Annotated in this window: 19 protein-coding genes; 6 read left to right on the top strand and 13 right to left on the bottom strand. The window is 72.5% G+C overall.

All coding sequences use genetic code 11. From position 1 onward, the window contains the following. Positions 1 to 14: 14 nt before the first annotated feature. From mmsB to ACIQ8B_RS02340, 6 genes are all read right to left on the bottom strand, one after another. Entirely contained in the window at positions 15 to 1,259 is a 1,245-nt protein-coding gene (gene mmsB, locus ACIQ8B_RS02365; protein WP_106414375.1) for a multiple monosaccharide ABC transporter permease, read from the bottom strand. After that, positions 1,256 to 2,806 carry a multiple monosaccharide ABC transporter ATP-binding protein gene (mmsA, locus tag ACIQ8B_RS02360; protein ID WP_403544661.1) on the bottom strand — a complete coding sequence of 517 codons (1,551 nt, stop codon included), beginning with the start codon at positions 2,804 to 2,806 and terminating at the stop codon, positions 1,256 to 1,258. Before mmsA ends, mmsB begins: the two co-directional genes overlap by 4 nt. A 32-nt stretch (positions 2,807 to 2,838) precedes the next feature. Then, positions 2,839 to 3,951 carry a multiple monosaccharide ABC transporter substrate-binding protein gene (gene chvE / locus ACIQ8B_RS02355; RefSeq protein WP_403544659.1) on the bottom strand — a complete coding sequence of 371 codons (1,113 nt, stop codon included), beginning with the start codon at positions 3,949 to 3,951 and terminating at the stop codon, positions 2,839 to 2,841. Positions 3,952 to 4,133: 182 nt separating this feature from the next. Beyond that, positions 4,134 to 5,102 (bottom strand): hypothetical protein, encoded by a 969-nt coding sequence (locus tag ACIQ8B_RS02350; protein ID WP_365414468.1) that lies wholly within the window; start codon positions 5,100 to 5,102, stop codon positions 4,134 to 4,136. Positions 5,103 to 5,297: 195 nt separating this feature from the next. Then, complete coding sequence (locus tag ACIQ8B_RS02345) at positions 5,298 to 6,302, bottom strand: zinc-binding dehydrogenase (RefSeq protein WP_403544656.1); 1,005 nt, start codon at positions 6,300 to 6,302, stop codon at positions 5,298 to 5,300. Next, the gene (locus ACIQ8B_RS02340; protein ID WP_106414379.1) at positions 6,299 to 7,465 is read right to left on the bottom strand and encodes a mandelate racemase/muconate lactonizing enzyme family protein; all 1,167 of its coding nucleotides are present in this window, start codon (positions 7,463 to 7,465) and stop codon (positions 6,299 to 6,301) included. Before ACIQ8B_RS02340 ends, ACIQ8B_RS02345 begins: the two co-directional genes overlap by 4 nt. Before the next feature lie 238 nt (positions 7,466 to 7,703). Between ACIQ8B_RS02340 and ACIQ8B_RS02335 the strand changes: the two genes are divergently transcribed. Next, positions 7,704 to 8,531: a hypothetical protein gene (locus ACIQ8B_RS02335; RefSeq protein WP_403544654.1), complete on the top strand. Its 828-nt coding sequence runs from the start codon at positions 7,704 to 7,706 to the stop codon at positions 8,529 to 8,531. Between the two features lie 356 nt (positions 8,532 to 8,887). Here the strand turns inward: ACIQ8B_RS02335 and ACIQ8B_RS02330 are convergent, their stop codons facing one another. Then, positions 8,888 to 9,337, bottom strand: coding sequence for a MarR family winged helix-turn-helix transcriptional regulator (locus tag ACIQ8B_RS02330; protein WP_403544652.1), 450 nt, complete (start codon positions 9,335 to 9,337; stop codon positions 8,888 to 8,890). Between the two features lie 89 nt (positions 9,338 to 9,426). Here ACIQ8B_RS02330 and ACIQ8B_RS02325 point away from each other — a divergent pair, with 89 nt between their 5' ends. Further along, positions 9,427 to 10,449, top strand: a complete 1,023-nt coding sequence (locus tag ACIQ8B_RS02325; protein WP_403544650.1) for an NADP-dependent oxidoreductase — start codon at positions 9,427 to 9,429, stop codon at positions 10,447 to 10,449. A gap of 104 nt (positions 10,450 to 10,553) precedes the next feature. Here the strand turns inward: ACIQ8B_RS02325 and ACIQ8B_RS02320 are convergent, their stop codons facing one another. Then, on the bottom strand, positions 10,554 to 11,153 hold the full coding sequence (locus ACIQ8B_RS02320; RefSeq protein ID WP_403544648.1) for a helix-turn-helix domain-containing protein: 600 nt from the start codon (positions 11,151 to 11,153) through the stop codon (positions 10,554 to 10,556). Between the two features lie 148 nt (positions 11,154 to 11,301). Here ACIQ8B_RS02320 and ACIQ8B_RS02315 point away from each other — a divergent pair, with 148 nt between their 5' ends. The 3 genes from ACIQ8B_RS02315 to ACIQ8B_RS02305 all read left to right on the top strand — a co-directional run bounded on the left by ACIQ8B_RS02315 (position 11,302) and on the right by ACIQ8B_RS02305 (position 14,434). Continuing rightward, a complete protein-coding gene (locus tag ACIQ8B_RS02315) occupies positions 11,302 to 12,900 on the top strand; it encodes an MFS transporter (RefSeq protein WP_403544646.1) in 1,599 nt (532 codons plus the stop codon). A 125-nt stretch (positions 12,901 to 13,025) separates the two neighbouring features. Beyond that, the gene (locus tag ACIQ8B_RS02310; RefSeq protein ID WP_403544644.1) at positions 13,026 to 13,823 is read left to right on the top strand and encodes an EI24 domain-containing protein; all 798 of its coding nucleotides are present in this window, start codon (positions 13,026 to 13,028) and stop codon (positions 13,821 to 13,823) included. Continuing rightward, a complete protein-coding gene (locus ACIQ8B_RS02305) occupies positions 13,820 to 14,434 on the top strand; it encodes a LysE family transporter (protein WP_290004632.1) in 615 nt (204 codons plus the stop codon). Before ACIQ8B_RS02310 ends, ACIQ8B_RS02305 begins: the two co-directional genes overlap by 4 nt. On the opposite strand, the gene ACIQ8B_RS02300 is transcribed toward ACIQ8B_RS02305, so the two are convergent. The 3 genes from ACIQ8B_RS02300 to ACIQ8B_RS02290 all read right to left on the bottom strand — a co-directional run bounded on the left by ACIQ8B_RS02300 (position 14,406) and on the right by ACIQ8B_RS02290 (position 17,918). Next, complete coding sequence (locus ACIQ8B_RS02300; protein WP_403544641.1) at positions 14,406 to 15,704, bottom strand: pyroglutamyl peptidase; 1,299 nt, start codon at positions 15,702 to 15,704, stop codon at positions 14,406 to 14,408. The genes ACIQ8B_RS02305 and ACIQ8B_RS02300 overlap by 29 nt on opposite strands. Before the next feature lie 327 nt (positions 15,705 to 16,031). Beyond that, positions 16,032 to 17,003, bottom strand: coding sequence for an aldose epimerase family protein (locus ACIQ8B_RS02295; protein ID WP_403544639.1), 972 nt, complete (start codon positions 17,001 to 17,003; stop codon positions 16,032 to 16,034). Positions 17,004 to 17,018: 15 nt separating this feature from the next. Then, entirely contained in the window at positions 17,019 to 17,918 is a 900-nt protein-coding gene (locus ACIQ8B_RS02290; RefSeq protein WP_403544637.1) for an SGNH/GDSL hydrolase family protein, read from the bottom strand. Between the two features lie 275 nt (positions 17,919 to 18,193). On the opposite strand from ACIQ8B_RS02290, the gene ACIQ8B_RS02285 reads away from it, so the two are divergent. Continuing rightward, positions 18,194 to 18,688, top strand: coding sequence for a DUF3145 domain-containing protein (locus tag ACIQ8B_RS02285; RefSeq protein WP_290004625.1), 495 nt, complete (start codon positions 18,194 to 18,196; stop codon positions 18,686 to 18,688). 118 nt (positions 18,689 to 18,806) lie between these two features. On the opposite strand, the gene fabF is transcribed toward ACIQ8B_RS02285, so the two are convergent. Beyond that, positions 18,807 to 20,078, bottom strand: coding sequence for a beta-ketoacyl-ACP synthase II (gene fabF / locus ACIQ8B_RS02280; protein ID WP_106414388.1), 1,272 nt, complete (start codon positions 20,076 to 20,078; stop codon positions 18,807 to 18,809). Positions 20,079 to 20,182: 104 nt separating this feature from the next. Then, complete coding sequence (locus ACIQ8B_RS02275; RefSeq protein WP_004988657.1) at positions 20,183 to 20,431, bottom strand: acyl carrier protein; 249 nt, start codon at positions 20,429 to 20,431, stop codon at positions 20,183 to 20,185. Positions 20,432 to 20,499 lie beyond the last annotated feature (68 nt).

The following is a 20,499-nucleotide window of genomic DNA, read 5'->3' as shown; positions in this document are numbered from 1 at the left end:
GGGGCCCGGCTGACTTACGAACCGACCTTGCGCTTGTTCCACACGTCGAAGCCGACCGCGGCCAGCAGGGCGAGGCCCTTGATGACCTGCTGCCAGTCGGTGCCGACGCTGAGGAGGTTCATGCCGTTGTTCAGCACGCCGAGGACGAGGCCGCCGATGATGGCGCCGAGGACGGTGCCGACACCGCCGCTCATGGAGGCCCCGCCGATGAACGCCGAGGCGATGGCCTCGAGTTCGAAGTTCAGGCCCGCCTTCGGCGAGGCCGCGTTCAGCCGGGCGGCGACCACCAGACCGGCCAGGGCCGCGAGCATGCCCATGTTCAGGAAGACGGAGAAGGTGACCTTCTTGTCCTTCACCCCGGACAGCTTGGCCGCCGGCAGGTTGCCGCCGATGGCGTAGATGTGGCGGCCGAAGACGGAGTTGCGCATCACGTAGCTGTAACCGACCACCAGCACGCCCAGGACGAGCAGCACGATCGGGGCGCCCTTGTAGCTGGCGAGCAGCAGGGTGACGGTGAGGATCGCGGCGGTGACCGCGACCAGCTTCAGCAGGAACAGGTTCCTCGGCAGCACGTCCAGCGAGAAGGACTTCTGCCGGCGGCGGTCACGGAGCTCCTGGAGCAGCACGGCCGCGATCAGCACCAGACCGAGCAGCAGGGTGAGGTTGTGGTAGTTGGTCTCCGGGCCGACCTCCGGCAGGAAGCCCATGCCGATCTTCTGCTCGCCCTCCGGGAACGGGCCGAGAGTCTGGCCCTCCAGGAAGATCTCCGTCAGCCCGCGGAAGATGAGCATGCCCGCCAGGGTGACGATGAACGACGGTATGCCGCCGTACGCGATGAAGAACCCCTGCACGGCGCCGGCGACCGCGCCGATGGCCAGGCACAGCAGCACGGCCAGCGGCCAGGGCATGTCGTTCTTGACCATGAGCACGGCGGCCAGCGCGCCGACGAACGCGGTCAGCGATCCCACCGACAGGTCGATGTGGCCCGCGATGATCACCATCATCATGCCGATCGCGAGGATCAGGATGTGGCTGTTCTGCAGCACCAGGTTGGAGACGTTGCGGGGCAGCAGCAGGTCGCCGTCGGTCCACACCGCGAACAGCGTCACGATCAGGCCCAGGGCGATGAGCATGCCGTACTGCCGCATGTTGCGGCGCATGCCGTTCAGGACCAGCCCCCACAGTCCGCCGTCCGCGGCCCCGCCGCCCTTGCCGGACGGCGCCGGGGCCGGCGTCTTGGCGGTCACATCCGTGCTCATCGCGTTACCTCTTTGTCCTTCGTCATCTGGCGCATCAGCGCTTCCTGCGAGGCCTCGGACCGTGCGAACTCCCCGGTCAGCCGTCCGGCGGCCATGGTGTAGACGCGGTCGCACATGCCGAGCAACTCCGGCAGCTCGGAGGAGATGAAGACCACCGCCCGGCCCTCGGCGGCCAGCCGGTCGATGACCGTGTAGATCTCGTACTTGGCGCCGACGTCGATGCCGCGGGTGGGCTCGTCCAGGATCAGCACGTCGGGACCCGTGAAGATCCACTTGCTGAGGACGACCTTCTGCTGGTTGCCGCCCGAGAGCTTGCTGACCGGCTCGAACACGGTCGGCGCCTTGATGTTCATGGAGGTGCGGAAGGACTCGGCGACCTTCCGCTCCTCGTGCTCGTCGACCACACCGGCCCGGGAGACCTTGCCCAGTGCGCTCAGCGAGATGTTCCGGTTGATGGTGTCGATGAGGTTGAGCCCGAAGTGCTTGCGGTCCTCGGTGACGTACGCGATGCCGTGCCGGATCGCCTCGGCGACGGTCCGGGTCCGGATCTCCTCGCCGTCCTTGAGCACCGTGCCGCCCGCGTACCGTCCGTAGCTGCGCCCGAAGACGCTCATCGCCAGCTCCGTGCGGCCGGCGCCCATCAGTCCGGCGATGCCGACGATCTCCCCGCGCCGCACGTGCAGCGACACGTCGTCGACCACCTTGCGGGACTGGTCGATGGGGTGGTGCACGGTCCAGCCGCGGATCTCCAGGGCGGGCGCCGTGCCCTCCTCCGGCCGGTGCGGGGTGCGCTCCGGGAAGCGGTGCTCCAGGTCCCGGCCGACCATGCCGCTGATGATCCGGTCCTCGGTGGTCTCCGGGGACTTCACGTCGAGCGTCTCGATGGTCCGCCCGTCGCGCAGGATGGTCACCGAGTCGGCGACCCGGCGGATCTCGTTGAGCTTGTGCGAGATGATGATCGAGGTGATGCCCTGCTTCTTCAGCTCCAGGATCAGGTCCAGGAGCTTGCCGCTGTCCTCGTCGTTCAGCGCCGCGGTCGGCTCGTCGAGGATCAGCAGGCGCACCTTCTTCGACAGCGCCTTGGCGATCTCCACGAGCTGCTGCTTGCCGACGCCGATGTCGGCGACCCGGGTCTCCGGGTGGTCGTCGAGCCCCACCCGGCGCAGCACCTCGGTGGCGTGCCTCAGCGTCTCGTTCCAGTCGATGAACCCGCGGGTGGCGTGTTCGTTGCCGAGGAAGATGTTCTCCGCGAGGGAGAGGAACGGCACCAGCGCCAGCTCCTGGTGGATGATGACGATGCCGCGCTGCTCGCTCGCCCGGATGTCCTTGAAGCGGCAGACCTCCCCCTCGAAGAGGATCTCGCCCTCGTAGGTGCCGTGCGGATGGACGCCGGAGAGCACCTTCATCAGGGTCGACTTGCCGGCGCCGTTCTCCCCGCAGACGGCGTGGACCTCGCCCTGCCGGACGGTCAGGTTGACGTCCGACAGCGCCTTGACGCCGGGAAAGGTCTTGACGATCGAGCGCATGTCCAGGACGGGTCCCGCCATGGTCGTGCCTTCCAATCCGTGTGGTCCGGCCGTTACTTGAGGTCGCTTTCCTTGATGTAGCCGGAGTCGACGACGGTCTCCCGGTAGTTCGCCTTGTCCACGGCGACCGGCTCCAGCAGGTACGCCGGCACCACCTTCGCGCCGTTGTCGTACGTCTTGGTGTCGTTGACCTCGGGCTTCTTGTCGTTGAGCAGCGCGTCGACCATGTCGGCGGCCACCTTGGCGAGTTCGCGGGTGTCCTTGTAGACGGTCATCGACTGATCGCCGGCGATGATCGACTTCACCGAGGCGACCTCGGCGTCCTGGCCGGTGACGACCGGCAGCGGCTTGTTCGCGGTGCCGTAGCCGTCCGACTTCAGCGCCGACAGGATGCCGATGGAGATGCCGTCGTACGGGGAGAGCACCGCGTCGACCTTGGCGCTCTTGTACGACTTGGTGAGGATGTCGTCCATGCGCCGCTGCGCGGTGGCGCCGTCCCAGCGCAGGGTGGTCACCTGGGTCAGCTCCGTCTGGCCGGACCGGACGACGAGCTGCTTCTTGTCGATGTACGGCTGCAGGACGTTCATCGCGCCCTGGAAGAAGTAGCGGGTGTTGTTGTCGTCGTTGGAGCCTGCGAACAGCTCGATGTTGAACGGCCCCTTCTCGCTGCCGTCCGCCAGGCCCAGCTGCTCGGCGATGTAGGTGCCCTGGAGCTCGCCGACCTTCTCGTTGTCGAAGGAGGCGTAGTAGTCGACGTTCTCGGTGCCGAGGATGAGGCGGTCGTAGGAGATGACCGGGATGTCGGCGTCGGCGGCCTGCTGGAGCACGTTGTTCAGCGACTTGTTGTCGATGGCCGCCACGATCAGGGCGTCCACGCCCTGCGTGATCATGTTCTCGATCTGGGAGACCTGCTGGTCCGGCTCGTCCTCGCCGAACACCAGCTTGGTCTCGTAGCCCTTGGACTCCAGGTTCTCGACGACGTTGCCGCCGTCGGCGATCCAGCGCTCGGAGGACTTGGTCGGCATCGCGATGCCGATGGTGGCTCCCTCGGAGCTGCCCTTGTCCTCCTGGCTGCCGCCCTCGCTGTTCTGGCCGCAGGCGGTCAGGGAGAGGGCGAGGGTGACGGCGGTGGCCGTCGCGGCGAATGCGGCTCTGCGGTTACGCATGGAGATCTTCCTTGATCGTCGGACGAGTCGAGCGGAGCGGGCGACTCGGTTCGAGTCGGTGGTGCCGTGTACGAAGCGGTGACGAGGGGTGCGGAAGGGCCGGACGCGCGGGGACCCTGACAGCGGGTGTGTTGGATTGTGCGCGCCTGTGTCTTCTTCTGTGAAGCTGCGTTTCCGGAACGTTATGACGAGATGTCGAACCGGCGCAGCTTGCCCGGCAGGCGCGAACCGAGCGGCGCCATCCCGCCGCCGGCGCCGTGCCGCGCCAGCAGGTCCAGCGCCAGCCGGCCCCGCCGCACCCGCTCCTTCGCCGTGGCGAGCGCGACCTCCCGCAGGTGGTGGCCGTACGGGTAGATGCCGGGCGCCTTGGCCAGCCCGAACTTCAGGTACACCGGGGCGCCGCGCCGGATCAGCTCGGCCACCTCGTACATCCGCACGTAACCGCCCAGGTCGTCGGGCGCCTCGATGTACATGTCCATCGGGGCCGCCGACACCCGCCGGATCTCGGTGAGATGGTCGAGCGTCAGATCGCTCGGCACGTTGACCGAGTCCGCGCCCAGCCGCTCGTGCACCGCGAACGAGGCCGGGTTGACCGGCCCGATCAGCGCCGACACCTTCAGCGTGGTGTCCGCCGGCAGGATGCCCGCCGCCCGCGCCCGGTGCAGCGTCCACAGCACGCCCTCGTCGGCCACCAGCAGGCACTTCACGCCCAGTTCGGTGGCGCGCACCGCGTCCTCGACACAGCCGGCCACCGCGTCGTGGCCGCGGGCGCGCAGCCCGGCGCCCCGCGAGTCGGTCCGGGTGGAACCGCCGATGTCCCAGGTGCCGCGCGGCCCGGTGAACAGGCAGAGCTCGACGTCCCGTTCGGCGGTCGCCTCGACCATCTCGGTGATCTCGGCGTCGGTCAGCATCCACACACCGCTGCCCTGGCTGATCCGGTGCACCGGCACGTCGAGGCGGGAGGCCTCCTTCAGCACCACCGTCAGCGCCTCGGGTCCCTCGCACGAGGGGATCTCGGTGCGCCAGCGCCCGCCGCCGGGGAAGGAGTGCGGCGAGGCGTCGGCGGGGTCGGGGGCGGGCGCGCCCAGGCCGAGCGCGGTGAGCGCCTGCTCACCGGGCCTGCGGGGCGCTGTGGCGGAAGCGTCGGTCACGGGGTGTCCTTTGTTGTTCGTTCGATATGCCGGACAAGGTTCGCGGCCCGCGGCGCGGGCCGGCCGAGGTCCGGGGCGGAACGGAAGCCGGGGCGGGGCTCGAGGCGGCGGGGAGGAGCGCCGGCACGAGGGCGACGGGGAGGGGGGAGGGGCGCCGGCACGAGGGCCGTCGGCTCGTCCTCGTACCGGCGCGGATCAGGGGCGCAGCAGGACCTTGCCCACCTTCGGATCGCCGGACCCCACCAGCTCGATGGCGTCCGGGAACTCGGCGAGCGGGAGTTCGTGGGTCACCAGCGGCAGCGGGTCGAGCAGCCCGGCCGCGAACATCCGCACCGTGTGCGCCCAGGCGTCCGGCGGTGCGCCGAACACGGTGTGCACCTCCAGCTGCCGCACCACCAGGTCCGTCGGGTCCAGCCCGTCGGCGCCCGGCGCCGGGATGCCGGTGAGCACCAGCCGGCCGCCGCGACGCAGCAGCGCGGCGGCGGTACGGGCCGCGTCGGCGGACCCGGCCGTCTCGATCACCACGTCGACGTCGTCCGGAAGCGGCTGGTCCTTGGTGCGGAACGCGGTCGCCCCGAACCGCCGCGACAGCTCGGCCCGGTCCGGGCGGGTCCCGACCACCAGCAGTTCGGCGGGCGAGGCGGCGCGCAGGAACTGCACGGCGAACATCCCCAGCGTGCCGGTGCCGACCACGGCGACCCGCTCGCCGGGCACCGCACGCGCCTTCAGCGCGGCGGCGGCGACGCAGGCGGCCGGCTCCAGCAGCGCGGCCGCGGTCAGGTCGGCGTCCTCCGGCAGCGGGTGCAGCAGCCGGGCCGGCAGGGTGAGGGTGGCGGCCATCGCGCCGGGCCGGGTGAACCCGGTCTCCTCGTACCCGGCCGTGCACAGCGTGGTCTCGCCCGCGTGACAGCGGTCGCAGACCTGGCAGTTGCGGAAGCCCTCGCCCACCACCTTGCGTCCGACCAGGCTCGCGGGCGCCCCGTCGCCCACGGCGGCGACGGTGCCGGACCACTCGTGGCCGGGGGTGAGCGGGTAACGGACGTATCCCTCGGGTCTGTTGCCCTGGTAGACCTCGCGGTCGCTGCCGCAGATGCCGACCGCGTGGACGCGCACCAGCGCCTCTCCGGCGGCGGGCGGGCGCGGGGTGTGCGCGGCCAGCCGGTGCTGTCCGGGCGCCTCGACGACGACGGCGGTGCTCACTGTCCCGTCCCCTTCGGCCTGCGCTGCTCCCAGCCCTCGGCCCACAGGTCGAACCGGGCCTGCTGCTGCGGGAACTCGGCGGCGGCGTCGGTGTCCAGCTCGACCCCGAGTCCGGGCGCGTCGGACAGGTGGAAGCAGCCGTCCTCCGGGTCCACCACGGGTGCGCCCTTGACCACCTTCTTGATCTCCGCGTCGGCGAAGTCGTTGAAGTGCTCCAGGATCTTGAAGTTCGGAGTGGTGAAACCGACCTGGAGGGAGGCGGCGGTCAGCACCGGACCGCCGACGTTGTGCGGGGCGACCAGCATGTAGTGGGTCTCGGCGGTCGCCGCCAGCTTGCGGGTCTCCCAGATGCCGCCGATGTGCCCGACGTCCGGCTGCAGGATGTCCGCCGCCTGGCTCTCGAACAGCTCGCGGAACTCGATGCGGTCGTGGATGCGCTCACCGGTCGCGACCGGCATGCCGACCTTCGCGGCGACCTTCTCCAGCGCCTTGAGGTTCTCCGGCGGCACCGGCTCCTCCAGCCACGCGGGCTTGAACGGCGCGAGCTCGTGCGCGAGGCGGACGGCGGTGGCGGGGGAGAAGCGGCCGTGCATCTCCAGCATCAGCTCGGCCTCGGGACCGATCGCGTCCCGCACCGCCTCGATCAGGGAGACGGCGTACAAGGTCTCCCGGTGGTCGAGTTCGAAGTGACCCGTGCCGAAGGGGTCGATCTTCAGCGCCCGGTACCCGCGCTCCATCACGGCGCGCGCCGCCTTGTGGTACGCCTCCGGGGTGCGCTCGGTGGTGTACCAGCCGTTGGCGTACGCCTTCACCTTGTCGGTGACCTTGCCGCCCAGCAACTGCCAGACGGGGACGCCCAGCGCCTTTCCCTTGATGTCCCAGCAGGCCATCTCGACGACCGCGATCCCGGACATCACGATCTCGCCCGCGCGGCCGTAGTCGCCGTACTTCATCCGCCGGACCAGATCCTCGACGGCGAACGGGTCGGAGCCGAGGACGTGGTTGGCCTCGGCCTCCTTCAGATAGCCCAGGAGGGCGTCGGTGTGGCCGAGCATCCTGGTCTCGCCGACCCCGGTGAGCCCCTCGTCGGTGTGCACCTGGACGTACGTCAGGTTGCGCCACGGCGTTCCGACCACGTGTGTGCTGATTCCGGTGATGCGCACGGCAGTTGCCCCTCGCTGCGGTGGTGGACTGGCATCGGACGCGACGATACGTCGCGTTCGATATTTCGTCACACGTTCGAAATGCTGGCGAGACAGTAAGGACGGCGTGGCGGAGGTGTCAATGGGTCGCGCGCACAACGGTTTCGGCAGTTTCGAAACCATTGCGTAAGGGTCCGTACCAAACCTTCACAGCAAGCCCTAGGAACCGGACCGGGCCGGAACCTAACCTTCCCGCGTCATGGACTTTTGTCACCCGTGCCGACGGCACCTCAACGGCGCTCTGGCGTGCCCCGGTTGCGGCACGCCCGCCGAGACGCCGCACGCCCGGCAGCGGACCCCGCCCGCGGACGGCGCCCCCGTCCTCCCGGACGCGGGTGACGCGTACGGCGACGGTGACGGGGACCGCCCCGGGGACGAAGGCGCCGACGCGGGCGAGGAGCCGGCCGCGGACGCCGTGCCCCGCGGACGGCGTGCGGACCGGCGCCGGGGCGGGCGGCCGGAGAGTCCGGAGGGTGAGGACGACGGTGTCGGACAGAGCCGCCGGGACCGCAAGGCGGCGGCCCACCGCCGTCGGCGCAACCGCACCCTGCTGATCGTCGCGGGCTTCGTCCTCGCGGCCGGCGGACTGAGCCTGGCCGAACTGGGGCTGGACGCGCCCGCTCCGAAGCCGCGTCCGGCGGTGGCGGGCGGGGAGTCGGTCGACGGGGGCTCGGACGAGGTCGAGCCGAGCGCGTCGGCGGGCGGGACCGTCCCGCGGGCGGGAGTGCCGAGCAGGTCTCCCGGCCCGGCGGCGTCGGGTTCCGCCTCGGCCTCGGCCTCCGCCTCGGCCTCCGCGTCCGCCCCCGAGGACAAGGAGCCGGAGGGGGCGGAGGAGGGGACGGCGGAGGCGACCACGTCGTCCGCGCCCGCGGAGGCGCCCACGACCGGCGACCCGACGACGCAGCAGCCCCCGCAGGACCCGCCGGAGACGGACGCCCCCGCCGACCCGGACCCCACCACCGAGGAGCCGGACCCGGAACCCGAACCGTCGCAGACCTGTAAGAAGTTCCTGTGGTGGTGCACCTGAGTTCCGGGCGGAACCCGGGCGGCCCGCGGCGCCCGTCTCCGCCTGGCGGCGAGGCGGAGCGGCCCGCCCCCGGCCCGCTCCGCCCGAGCCCGACGGGCCGTGCGGGAGTCCGCGTCCTGCCCGTGCCGGTGCCCTGAGCGGGCCCGCTGGAGCGTCCTGGGCGGCCCGTGCCGGGCTGTCGCGTGAGCCGCCGGATCCGTGCAGCCGCACCGTGCCCCGGGGCCGGCCGCCGGTCCCGGCGGGTGTGCGTGACGGACCGTGTCCGGTCGGCGCCCGGGGGTGTGCCCCGGGCGGGGCCCGCTCACGGACCTCGCCCGGCGGCACCCAGGCGGGAGTGTGCCGGCGCCGGGGAGCGGCTAGCCGCTCCCCGGCGCCAGCATCCGCCGCAACGCGTCCCGCAGCGCCACCCGCTCGCCCTCCGACAGTCCCGCGAGCGGCTCGCGGGCGAAGCGGAGGGACTCCTGGAGGCTGCGCGCCACCTGGCGCCCCTCCTCGGTCGCCGCCGCCAGTTTCACGCGGCGGTCCGCCGGGTCCGGGCGGCGCTCCGCCAGGCCGCGGGCCTCCAGCCGGTCCACGATGCCGGTGACGTTCGACGGCTCGCACTTCAGCCGCTGCGCCAGCCTCCGCATGGGCAGCGGCTCCAGGCTCAGCAGGCTCAGCAGCCGCGCCTGCGCGCCGGTCAGCGCGTGTCCGGCGGCGGCCTCCTCGTACTCCTCGTGGTAGCGCGCCACGACCGCGCCGATCAGCTCGACGACCTCCAGGGTGAGAGCGTCGGGACGGCTGGGCGCGGATCGGGGTGTGGCCATGCCGACCAGAGTACCCATGTGCTTGACATACTGAAATATTCAGCAGCATGGTTGTTTCAGGTACTGAAGCATTCGAGGAAAGGGCCTTCATGTCCGACACCCCCACGCCCCCCGCCACCGCCCGCGAATGGCACCTGGTGAGCCGGCCGGTCGGCTGGCCCGAGCCGGACGACTTCGCGCTCGTCGAGGCGGAGGTCCGCACCCCGGGCGAGGGCCAGGTGCTGGTGCGCAACGAGTACCTGTCCGTCGACCCGTACATGCGCGGCAGGATGAGTGCCGCCAAGTCCTACGTCGCCCCGTACGAGCTGGGCAAGGCCATGCAGGGCGGCGCCGTCGGCGAGGTCGTCGCGTCGAACGCCGAGGGGATCTCCGCCGGCGACCACGTGCTGCACTTCCTCGGCTGGCGCGAGTACGCCGTCGTGGACGCGAAGACCGCCGTCAAGGTGGACCCGCAGGCCGCACCGCTGTCCACGTACCTGGGCGTGCTGGGCATGACCGGCCTCACCGCCTACGCGGGCCTGCTGCGCACCGCGTCCTTCAAGGAGGGCGACTCCGTCTTCGTGTCCGGCGCGGCCGGCGCCGTCGGCAGCCAGGTCGGCCAGATCGCCAAGCTCAAGGGCGCGTCCCGGGTGATCGGCTCCGCCGGCTCCGACGAGAAGGTCAAGCTCCTCACCGAGGAGTACGGCTTCGACGCCGCGTTCAACTACAAGAACGGCCCGGTGAGCGAGCAGCTCCGCGCCGCCGCCCCCGACGGCGTCGACGTGTACTTCGACAACGTGGGCGGCGACCACCTCGAGGCGGCCATCGGCTCCCTCAACCGGGACGGCCGCATCGCCGTCTGCGGCGCGATCTCCGTCTACAACAACACCGAGCCCGCCCCCGGCCCGAAGAACCTCGCCCGCCTCATCCAGACCCGCGGCCGCATCGAGGGCTTCCTCGTCGGCGACCACTACGACCTGCAGCCGCGGTTCGTGGAGGAGGTCGGCGCCTGGGTCCGCTCGGGCGAGCTGAAGTACCGCGAGACGGTCGTCGAGGGCATCGAGAACAACCTGGAGGCCTTCCTCGGCGTCCTGCGCGGCGACAACACGGGCAAGATGATCGTCAAACTCTGACGACGGGGCTTCCCGGAGCCGCCACGGACCGCACCCGGCCGCACGATCCGTGCCGCCGGGTGCGGTCCTTCCGCATGCGGGCGCCCTCGCTTCCCCGGCGCCCCCTACGCGCCCCGCGGACCGCCGTCCTCCGCGGGGCCGCCGGCGTCCCGCTGGTGGCCGCGGCGGGCGTCGCGGTCGAAGATGCCGAGGATCTCGCACGGTCCGCCCTCCGCCCCGATCGCGTGCGGGGTCATGGTGGGGAACTCGGCGGCCTGGTGGGTCTCCACGCGGTACCGGCGGTGGCCGAGCAGCAGGACCGCGGTGCCCGACAGGACGACCAGCCACTCGCGGCCCGGGTGGGCGCGCATCCGGGCCGGGTTGCCGGGCGGGGGAGCGGTCAGCCGCTGACGCACCACGCTCATCCCCGGGTGGCCCTGCACGGGCCAGCGCATCAGGCCGTGGGCGCCGTCGATCATCGGGCTGACGACGACGTCCTCGTCGGCGTTCTCCACGAGCTGGTCCAGGGTGGTGTCCAGGGCCCGGGCGAGGACGACGAGCTGGTCCAGGGCGAGCCTCCGCTGCCCGTTCTCGATCCGGCTCAGCGAGGACTGGCTGAGGCTGGCCCGGGTCGCCAGCTCCTCCAGGGACCACCCCTGCGCGACCCGCAGCGCACGGATCCGTTTGCGTACGAGGCCGTCCAGACCGCCGTCTTCTTGCGTCATGAGCAACATCCTATGCCTCGTCGGCAACAAGGGCTTAGCGTCGCAGGGGAGCGGGGCGAAGGTCCGCCTGGCCACCGCCCCGCTTCGTCCTCTTCGGCGGCCGGCCCGTCCCGGCGCTGATCCCGCATGCCCCTTTCCGGAGGAGAACATGAGCAGCGACCAGCCCTTCCGGGCGGCGGACGCACCACCGAGCGGCGCCGGAGCACCGGACGCGCGACAGCTGCGCGCGATCCTGACCGCCGTGTCGACCGCGCTGATGGCCGTCGTCGCGTCGGTGTCCGGCCTGAACGTCGCCCAGACCCACATGGCCGTCGAGTGGGGCGCCTCCCAGACGACCGTCCTGTGGATCGTCAACGTCTACACCCTCGCCCTGGCCGCCCTGCTGCTGCCGCTCGGCGCGGTCGGCGACCGGCTGGGCCGCAAGCCCGTGCTGATCGCGGGGCTGGTCCTCTTCGGCACGGCCGGCGCCACGGCCGCGTTCGCGCCGTCGGCCGCCGTGATGATCGGCGCCCGGGTGGCGGCCGGGGCCGGCGCCGCGATGATCATGCCGATCACGCTGGCCGTGATCACCTCCACCTTCCCCGAGGAGGAGCGCGGCAAGGCGATCGGCGTGTGGACCGGGGTCGCCGGGGGCGGCGGCATCCTCGGGATGTTCCTCTCCGCGCTCCTCGTGGACGTCGCGGACTGGCGGTGGCTGTTCGCGCTGCCCGTGGCCCTGGCGGCGGTGGCGCTGGTGGCGACCGTGCGGTCGGTGCCCGACTCCCGCGAACGGCCCTCCTCCTCCTTCGACACGGGAGGCGCGCTGCTGTCCACGGTCGCCGTCGTCGGCCTGATCTTCGTCCTCCAGGAAGGCCCCGAGCGCGGCTGGACCGCCCCCGTGACGCTCACCGGCCTCGCGGCCGGCCTGGCCGCCGCCGTCGCCTTCGTGGCCTGGGAGCTGCGCCGCCGCGACGCGGCGCTGCTGGACGTACGGCTCTTCCGCGAGCGCGGACTGGCCGGCGGCTCCCTCACGCTGCTCGCCGTGTTCGGTGTGCAGGCCGGTGTCGCCGTCGTGATGTTCCCCTTCTTCCAGGCGGTGCTGGGCTGGTCGGGCCTGCTGGCCACGGCGGCGATGATGCCCATGGCCGTCACCATGATGGTGACGTCCGGACTGGCCCCCCGAACGGCCGCCGTCACCGGCGTCCGCTCCACCATGACGGCGGGCATCGCCCTGTCCGCCCTCGGCCTCGCGCTGATGGCCCTGTTCGTCTCCGCCGACGGCGGCTACCTGTCCGTGCTGCCCGGCACGCTCGCCATGGGCGCGGGCATGGGCCTGTCGATGACGCCCTCCACCGAGGCGATCACCGCCGCCCTGCCCCGCGCCCGGCAGGGCGTCGCCTCGGCCCTCAACGACATCACCCGGGAGTTCGGCACGGCCCTCGGCGTCGCGCTGCTCGGCGCGCTCGTGGCCTCCGGGTACCGCGCCGCCGTCGGCGACCGGCTCGACGGCGTCCCCCGGGAGGCCGCGGACAGCGCGCGGGAAGGCATCGCCAACGCCGTCGAGGCGGCTCCGGCCACCGGCGGACACGCCCAGGACCTGGTGCGCGCCGCGCGGGAGTCCTTCGTGGAGGGCTGGCAGCAGGCCATGTGGGCGGGCGTCGCCGTCATGGCCGTCCTGCTGGTCCACGTGGCCCTGCGCGGACCGGACGGCCCGCACCGCGCCCCCGCGGACGAGGGGGAGGCCGCCGAGGCCGCCCCCGCCCGGTGACACAGGGCGGGTCCGCCCGTGACGCCCGCCCGGCCGGCGTCGTTGCGCACGGCGTGGGCCGCATCCTTGGACGTGGGGTGCGGTCCACGCCCGTCGCTGGTCCGGGCTCCCGCTAAAGTCCTCCCATGCGCGATCTAGGGGTGGGTTTCCGGTACTTGCTGAAGGGCCAGAAGTGGGTCGGCCGGCACGGCCGGCAGTACGGCTTCGGGCTGCTGCCCGGGCTGATCACCCTGGTGCTGTACGCGGCCGCCCTGGTCGCCCTCGCCCTGTGGGGCGCGGACCTCGTCGGCTGGGCGACGCCGTTCGCCGACGACTGGGCCGATCCCTGGACGGGCCTGTTCCGCGGCTTCCTCACCGTCGTGCTGTTCGCGCTCGGCCTGCTGCTGTGCGTGCTCACCTTCACCGCGGTGACCCTGCTCATCGGGCAGCCCTTCTACGAGAGCCTCTCCGAGGCGGTCGACCGGGACGTCTCGCCCGACGGCACCGCGCCCGAGTCGGACCTGCCGCTGTGGCGGGAGCTGTGGATCTCCGCCCGTGACAGCCTCCGCATCGTCGCACGGGCCGCCGTGTGGGCGGTGCTGCTGTTCGCGCTCGGGTTCGTCCCGGTGGCCGGGCAGACCGTCGTCCCGGTGATCGGCCTCTTCGTCACCGGCTTCTTCCTCACCGAGGAGCTGACCGCCGTCGCCCTCCAGCGGCGCGGCGTCGAGGTGCGCGAGCGGCTGGCGCTGCTGCGGTCCCGCAAGACCCTCGTGTGGGGCTTCGGCACCCCTCTCGCGCTGGCGTTCCTCGTGCCGTTCGTCGCGGTGTTCCTGATGCCCGGCGCGGTCGCCGGGGCCACCCTCATGGCGCGCGAGCTGCTCGGCGAGGAGACCGGGGAGGGCGGCGCCGCCGGCGCGCCCGAGGAGGAGGGCGTCGGCGCGTGACCGAGGTCCTCGCCGTCGCCGCGATCACCGTCCTCGCGGTGATCGCCCCCGGCGCCGACTTCGCCATGGTGGTCCGCAACAGCTACCTCCACGGCCGCCGCACCGGGCTGCTCGGCGCCGCCGGGGTGGCCGCCGGGGTCCTGGTCCACGTCACGTACACCATGCTCGGCGTGGGGCTGCTGATCGCCTCCTCGGCCTTCCTCTTCACGGTCGTCAAACTGACCGGCGCGGCCTACCTCGTGTACATCGGCGTGCGCACCTTCCGCACCCGCGCCGAGGTCACCGTCGACCTGGAGCACCGCACCGGCCTGACCCCGCTCGCCGCGCTGCGCACCGGGTTCCTGACCAACGTCCTCAATCCGAAGACGACGCTCTTCGTCGTCTCGACGTTCGCGCAGGTCGTCGGCCCCGGCACGCCGGTCCTCCGGCAGGCGGGCTACGGCCTGTTCATGTCGCTGGCCCACCTGCTGTGGTTCGCCGCCGTCGCGCTGTTCTTCTCCCACGACCGGATGCGCGGCCTGATGCTGCGCGGCCAGCGGGTCCTCAACAAGGTGATCGGGACCGCGCTGGCCGGCCTCGGCGTCAGCCTCGCGCTCGCTCCGGCGCACTGACCGCGACGGACACGATCGCGCGCACCTGGGCGACGATGTCCAGCCGGTTCCGCACGAACTGCGGGTCGGTCACCTCCGTGGTGTTGCCCGCCCCGAACTCCAGCACCGGGGTGTGCACGTGGCCGCCGGGCAGTGTGCCGTGCAGCCCGAGCCGGTCGCGCAGCAGCGTCGCCCGGTAGGCGATCTCGTTGGACAGGTAGTCGCCGCCGCCCCCGGCCCGCGCCGTCGAGCCGGGCGTCGGCCCGTCCGGCCGCTGCACCGGCGCGGTCCCTCCCGCGGGGATCTCCGTCACGGCGGTGTTGTCGTACACCGGGAACCGGCCGGTGTCCGCCGCGACGATCGCCGCGTACGGCAGCGTCGTCGACGTCCACTGCGGCTGCGAGGCCGGGTCGGACACGGGGACGGTCCCGGGCCGCCCGGTGTTCTCGTTGTCGCCGAAGCCGCCCCGCCAGGCGCCGTTGGTGCGCTCGACGTCGATGCGGCCCGCCCGGCCCTGGCTCACCGTGGTGAACAGGTCCACCTCCGGCAGGTGCGGCCGCAGCGCCCGCTCCACCGTGCCCTCGGTGAAGTCCCGCCAGCGCACCGGGAACACGGCCGTCTCGATGCGCGCCGGGCCGCTCGCCGTCTCGATCACCGTGCCGTCCAGGGCCAGCGCGACGGCCCCCGAGGGGTTGGAGATGCGGATGTCCCGGTCCAGCGTGAACGGGTCGAAGCCGGTCACCAGCACCCGCTTCAGCCCCTTGCGGTGCGGGACGGGGGTCCCCCCGCCCGGGCGGAGCCGGGAGTGGAAGAGGACGGCGGTCTGCCCGCGCGAGGTCCGCTCCAGCGTGTCGAGCAGCCGCTCCCGCCGTGTCGCGTCCAGTCCGAACCGGGGCTCCCAGCCGCGCAGTTCACGCGTCATGCCGAGCCGCGCCCAGTACAGCGGCCGGTCGTCGTCCCGGCTCAGGTCACCGCCCGCCGGGCCCCGGCCCTGCGCGCGGTCCACGGCCCTGCGCCACAGCGCGGACCCCTGCCGCTCCACGACCCGCCGGGCCCCGGCGTAGGAGCGGGCCTCGTCCAGGGCACGGGCGAAGACGGGCGCGACCGTGTCGAAGCCGGAGCGGCGGAGTATCTCCTGCGGCGCGGCCTCGTCGAGGCGGAGCTCCTCGACGGTCGGCGGCGCGGCGGACCCCGGGGCCGCCGGCCCGGCGGCGGTCGCGGTCGTGGAGGCGGACAGAGCGGTCAGCAGGACCAGACCGAGCACACCGGTGCGCACACGGGGAGAGATCACAGGAGGGGGCCTTCCGTCGTCGTGGGGTACGGGTGGATGCCGGAGGCCCGCAGTATCGCGTGACCGGCGTGGAGCGCACCACGGTGCGACGGACACCGTCCGGCGGCTGCCGGAGCGGCGGGGGAGCACTCCCGTGGCCGAATGTGAAGGGTTCGTACGGGATCCGTCCCGGGACACCGATCCCCGGCCGCGGGAGCGGCTCAGCGGTTAACGTCGGGTCCCGGCGGGGTAACCCATGAACAGCCCCGGCCCGGGACCCTGACCCCGGACCGGGGCTCATGCGGGTCCGGACCCCGCTGTGTCCGGACCCCGCGCGGAGGGCCGCCGCTACCGCGCGGAGAAGCCGTACACCGTCTCGGAGCGGAACACCTCGCCCGGCCTCAGCACCGTGCTCGGGAACTCCGGACGGTTCGGCGAGTCCGGGAAGTGCTGCGTCTCCAGCGCGATGCCCGCACCCGGCTCGAACGGCTCCCCGATGTGGTCCGCGGTGTACACCTGCATGCCCGGCTCGGTCGTCGCCACCGTCAGCGCCCGGCCCGAGACGGGGTCGTACAGCTCGGCCACCTCCTCGGGCGCCGGCGTCACCCCCTTGTCCAGCACGAAGTTGTCGTCGTAACCGCCGCCCGCCTCGCGCGCCTCACGGAAGTCGTAGCGGGTGCCGGAGACGTCCGCCGGCTCGCCGGCCGGGATCAGCCCCGGACCGGACGGCGTGTAGCGGGACGCCGCCACCCGCAGCTCGTGCCCGCCCGCGGTGCCGGAACCGGCCAGGTTCCAGTACGTGTGGTTCGTCAGGTTCACATGCGTCGGCGCGTCCGTCACCGCCTCGTACGCGATGTGCAGCGCGCCCCGCTCGTCCAGGGAGTAGGTGACCACGACCTCCAGACGGCCCGGGAAGCCCTCCTCGCCGTCCTCGGCGACCAGCGACAGCCGCAGGCCGTGACCGGCCTCCGTGACGTCCCAGACGCGCTTGTCGAAGCCCCGCTCACCGCCGTGCAGCGAGTTCGGCCCGTCGTTCGGCGCGAGGACGTGCTCGGTGCCGTCCAGGGTGAAGCGCGCCCCCCCGATCCGGTTGGCGTACCGGCCGATCAGGGCGCCGAGGAAGGGCTTCGGGTGCGCGAGATAGCCGTCCAGGCCGTCGAACCCCAGCACCACGCTCCCGGGCCGCCCGTCCCGGTCCGGCGCCTCGACGTCCTGCACGATCCCGCCGTACGACAGGATCCGTACCCGTACGCCCGCCCGCTCCAGGGTCCACCGGTGCACCGGCGTGCCGTCGGGAAGTGTGCCGAAGAGTTCGTTCATGTGCGGAACGATAGGTCACGGCCCCGGCGCCGTGACCGTCCGGTAGGCGATCTCGGCGAGCTTGGCCTGCCCGTCGACGCTCGGGTGGAACCAGTCCCAGCGGCTCAGCTCCGCGGTGCCGAACCGGTACGCGTACACCTCGCCCCCGTCGGTGCGGCACCGGCTGTCCTTCGCACACACCTCGCGCAGCACCTCGTTGTAGTCCTCCACACGCCGCTGCACCGTCGCCCGCCGCTCGGTCGCCGCCGCGTCCAGCGCGTCCGCGTCGCCCAGCATCGACGGGCAGATGCCCAGCTTCCAGATCCGCCTGCCCAGCTCGCTGGTCCGCCCCTGCGACCACAGCCGCTTCAGGTCCGGCACGCTCGCCACGTACACCTGCGCCTTCGGCAGCGCCTCGCGCAGGGTGCGCATCGCCGCCTCGAAGTCCGCGCGGAACTCCTCCACCGGCGTCATCGCCGACACGCTCTCCCGGCAGGCGTCGTTCGCGCCCACCATCACCGCCACCAGCTCCGGCTCGCGCCGCACCGCCCGCGCCATCTGCCCCGGCAGGTCCGCCATCCGGGCGCCGGTCACCGCGTGGTTCCAGCTCCGCTCGGCCGCCCCGGCCCGCCCCAGCAGCCGTACGGCCAGACTGTCGACCTGCTCGCTGTCACCCGTCGCCCACGACACCTCCGGACAGTCCGCCAGCACCGCGCAGGCGTCGAACCCCCGGGTGATGGAGTCGCCCACCGCGGCCACCGAGTCCGGGCGGGTGTCCCACAGCGGTGTCGGCCTGGCGGACGGAGTCCCGGAGGCGGCCGCACCGGGAGCCTCCCCGCCGCCCGCGTCGCAGCCCGCCACGCCGAACGCGACGGCCGCCACCGCGGCGCACAGCGCCCGCGCACGGCGTCCCCGCCTCCACGTCGCCTGCCCCATCCGCCGCCTCCCCGAGCGTCCCGCCTCGTCCGTGCCGTCCCCCAACCCATAACAACGCACGGGAGTTCCCGCTCCTCCGAGGGGCCCGCCCGGCGATGAACCCCGGCGCCCGCACAGGCGTCCTGCCGGGTGAACGGCACGACTTTCCCGTCACCGGGACGGACGGTCCGTCACACCCCTGGCTCCGTCGCACGGTAGCCTCGCCCTCAACGCGGCCCGCCGGGCCGTGACCGTTCCGCCCGATCGAAGACGACCCGCTCAGCCCGGAGGTTCCGGTGACGACTCGTGGAGTTCTGTACGTGCACTCCGCGCCGCGCGCGTTGTGCCCGCACGTCGAGTGGGCCGTCGCCGGGGTGCTCGGCACGCGCGTCAGCCTCGACTGGATCCGCCAGCCGGCCGCCCCCGGCACCTGGCGCTCGGAGTTCTCCTGGCAGGGCCAGGCCGGCACCGCCTCCAAGCTCGCCTCCGCGCTGCGCGGCTGGCAGATGCTGCGCTTCGAGGTCACCTCCGAACCGTGCCCCGCCGCCGAGGGCGAACGCTACAGCTGCACCCCCGACCTCGGCATCTTCCACGCCGTCACCGGCATCCACGGCGACATCCTCGTCCCGGAGGACCGCCTGCGCGCCGCCCTGGTCCGCTCCCGCACGGAGGACACCGACCTGGAGTCGGAGATCGCCAAACTCCTCGGCAAGCCCTGGGACGACGAACTCGAACCCTTCCGCTACGCAGGCGAAGGCGCCCCGGTCCGCTGGCTCCACCAGGTCGTCTGAGGGGCGCGGGGAACTGCGCGAACCCCCGCCCCCCGGCACGCCGGCGACCCGCAGAAGAACCGGAAGGGGCCCACCTCCCCAGAGGTGAACCCCTTCCACGAACCGCCCCTGGGGGCGGTCAAACCGTCCGGAACGCCAACACCACGTTGTGCCCCCCGAACCCGAACGAGTCGTTCAACGCGGCGATCCGCCCGTCGGCGGGCAGCTTCCGCGCCTCACCGCGAACGACATCCGCGTTCGCCTCGGCCTCAGGATCCAGGTTCTCCACGTTGATCGTCGGCGGAGCCACCCGGTGGTACAGCGCCAGCACGGTCGCGACCGACTCCACACCACCGGCGCCGCCCAGCAGGTGTCCGGTCATCGACTTCGTCGCGGACACCGCGAAGTGATCCGCGTCGTCCCCGAACACCTTCCGCAGCGCCTTCAGCTCGGCGATGTCACCCGCCGGCGTCGACGTGGCGTGCGCGTTCACGTGCACGATCTCCGCCGGGTTCAGGTCCGTGCGGTCCAGCAGGTTCTGCAGGGCGTGCGAGATGCCCCGCCCCTCCGGCTCCGGCTGCACGATGTCGTGCGAGTCGGCGGAGATGCCCTGGCCGACCGCCTCCGCGTAGACGCGGGCGCCGCGCGCGGCGGCGTGCTCGGCGGACTCCAGGACGACCACACCCGCGCCCTCGCCCATGACGAAGCCGTCCCGGGCGAGGTCGTAGGGGCGCGAGGCGCCCTGCGGGTCGTCGTTGTTCTTGGACATCGCCATCATGTTGCCGAACGCGGCGATCGGCAGCGGGTGGATCGCCGCCTCCGTGCCGCCCGCGACGACGACGTCGGCGCGCCCGGTGCGGATCATCTCGATGGCGTAGCCGATGGCCTCCGCGCCCGAGGCGCACGCGGACACCGGGGTATGCACGCCCGCGCGGGCGCCCACCGCGAGACCGACGTTCGCGGACGGGCCGTTCGGCATCAGCATGGGGACGGTGTGCGGGGAGACGCGGCGGACGCCCTTCTCCTTCAGCACGTCGTACTGGTCCAGCAGGGTCGTCACACCGCCGATGCCGGAGGCGATCACCGCGCCCAGCCGGTCGGGGTCGACGTCCGGGATCTCGCCGGCCTTGCCCTCGAAGCCGGCGTCCGCCCAGGCCTCCTTGGCCGCGACCAGCGCGAACTGCGCCGAGCGGTCCAGGCGGCGGGCCTGCGGCCGGGGGATGACCTCGGTGGGCTCCACGGCCACCGGGGCCGCGATACGGACCGCCTGCTCGGCGGCCCACTCCTGCTCCAGGAGCTTCACGCCGGACCGTCCGGCGACGAGGCCTTCCCAGGTCGAGGCCGCGTCGCCACCCAGCGGTGTGGTTGCGCCGATACCGGTGACGACCACAGTGCGATTGGTCGAGCTCATCGGAATTCTTTCTCCAACGATTGACGAGGATGCGTACGGCGCCACCGCCGGGTGGCGGGGCCGGGGGACTCCCGGCCCTGGCGGGGCTCACGCCCCGCGCGTGCTCAGGCCTGGTGCTTGAGGATGTACTCGGTCGCGTCGCCGACCGTCTTGAGGTTCTTGACGTCGTCGTCCGGGATCTTGACGTCGAAGCGCTCTTCGGCGGCGACGACGACCTCGACCATGGACAGCGAGTCGACGTCCAGGTCGTCGGTGAAGGACTTGTCCAGCTGGACGTCCTCAACCGGGATGCCGGCGATCTCGTTCACGATCTCCGCGAGACCGGCGACGATCTCTTCCTGAGTGGCGGCCATGGTGGCGCTCCTTCGTTGTGATTCCAGAGGGTGTGGCGGTGCTTTCTCCTGTACCGGAAGCATGATCC

Source organism: Streptomyces sp. NPDC096105 (genome assembly GCF_044763335.1).
In the GTDB taxonomy this organism is placed as follows: Bacteria; Actinomycetota; Actinomycetes; order Streptomycetales; family Streptomycetaceae; genus Streptomyces.
Note: the sequence above shows the minus strand (reverse complement) of the source record. Positions and strands in the feature narration are given on the sequence as shown.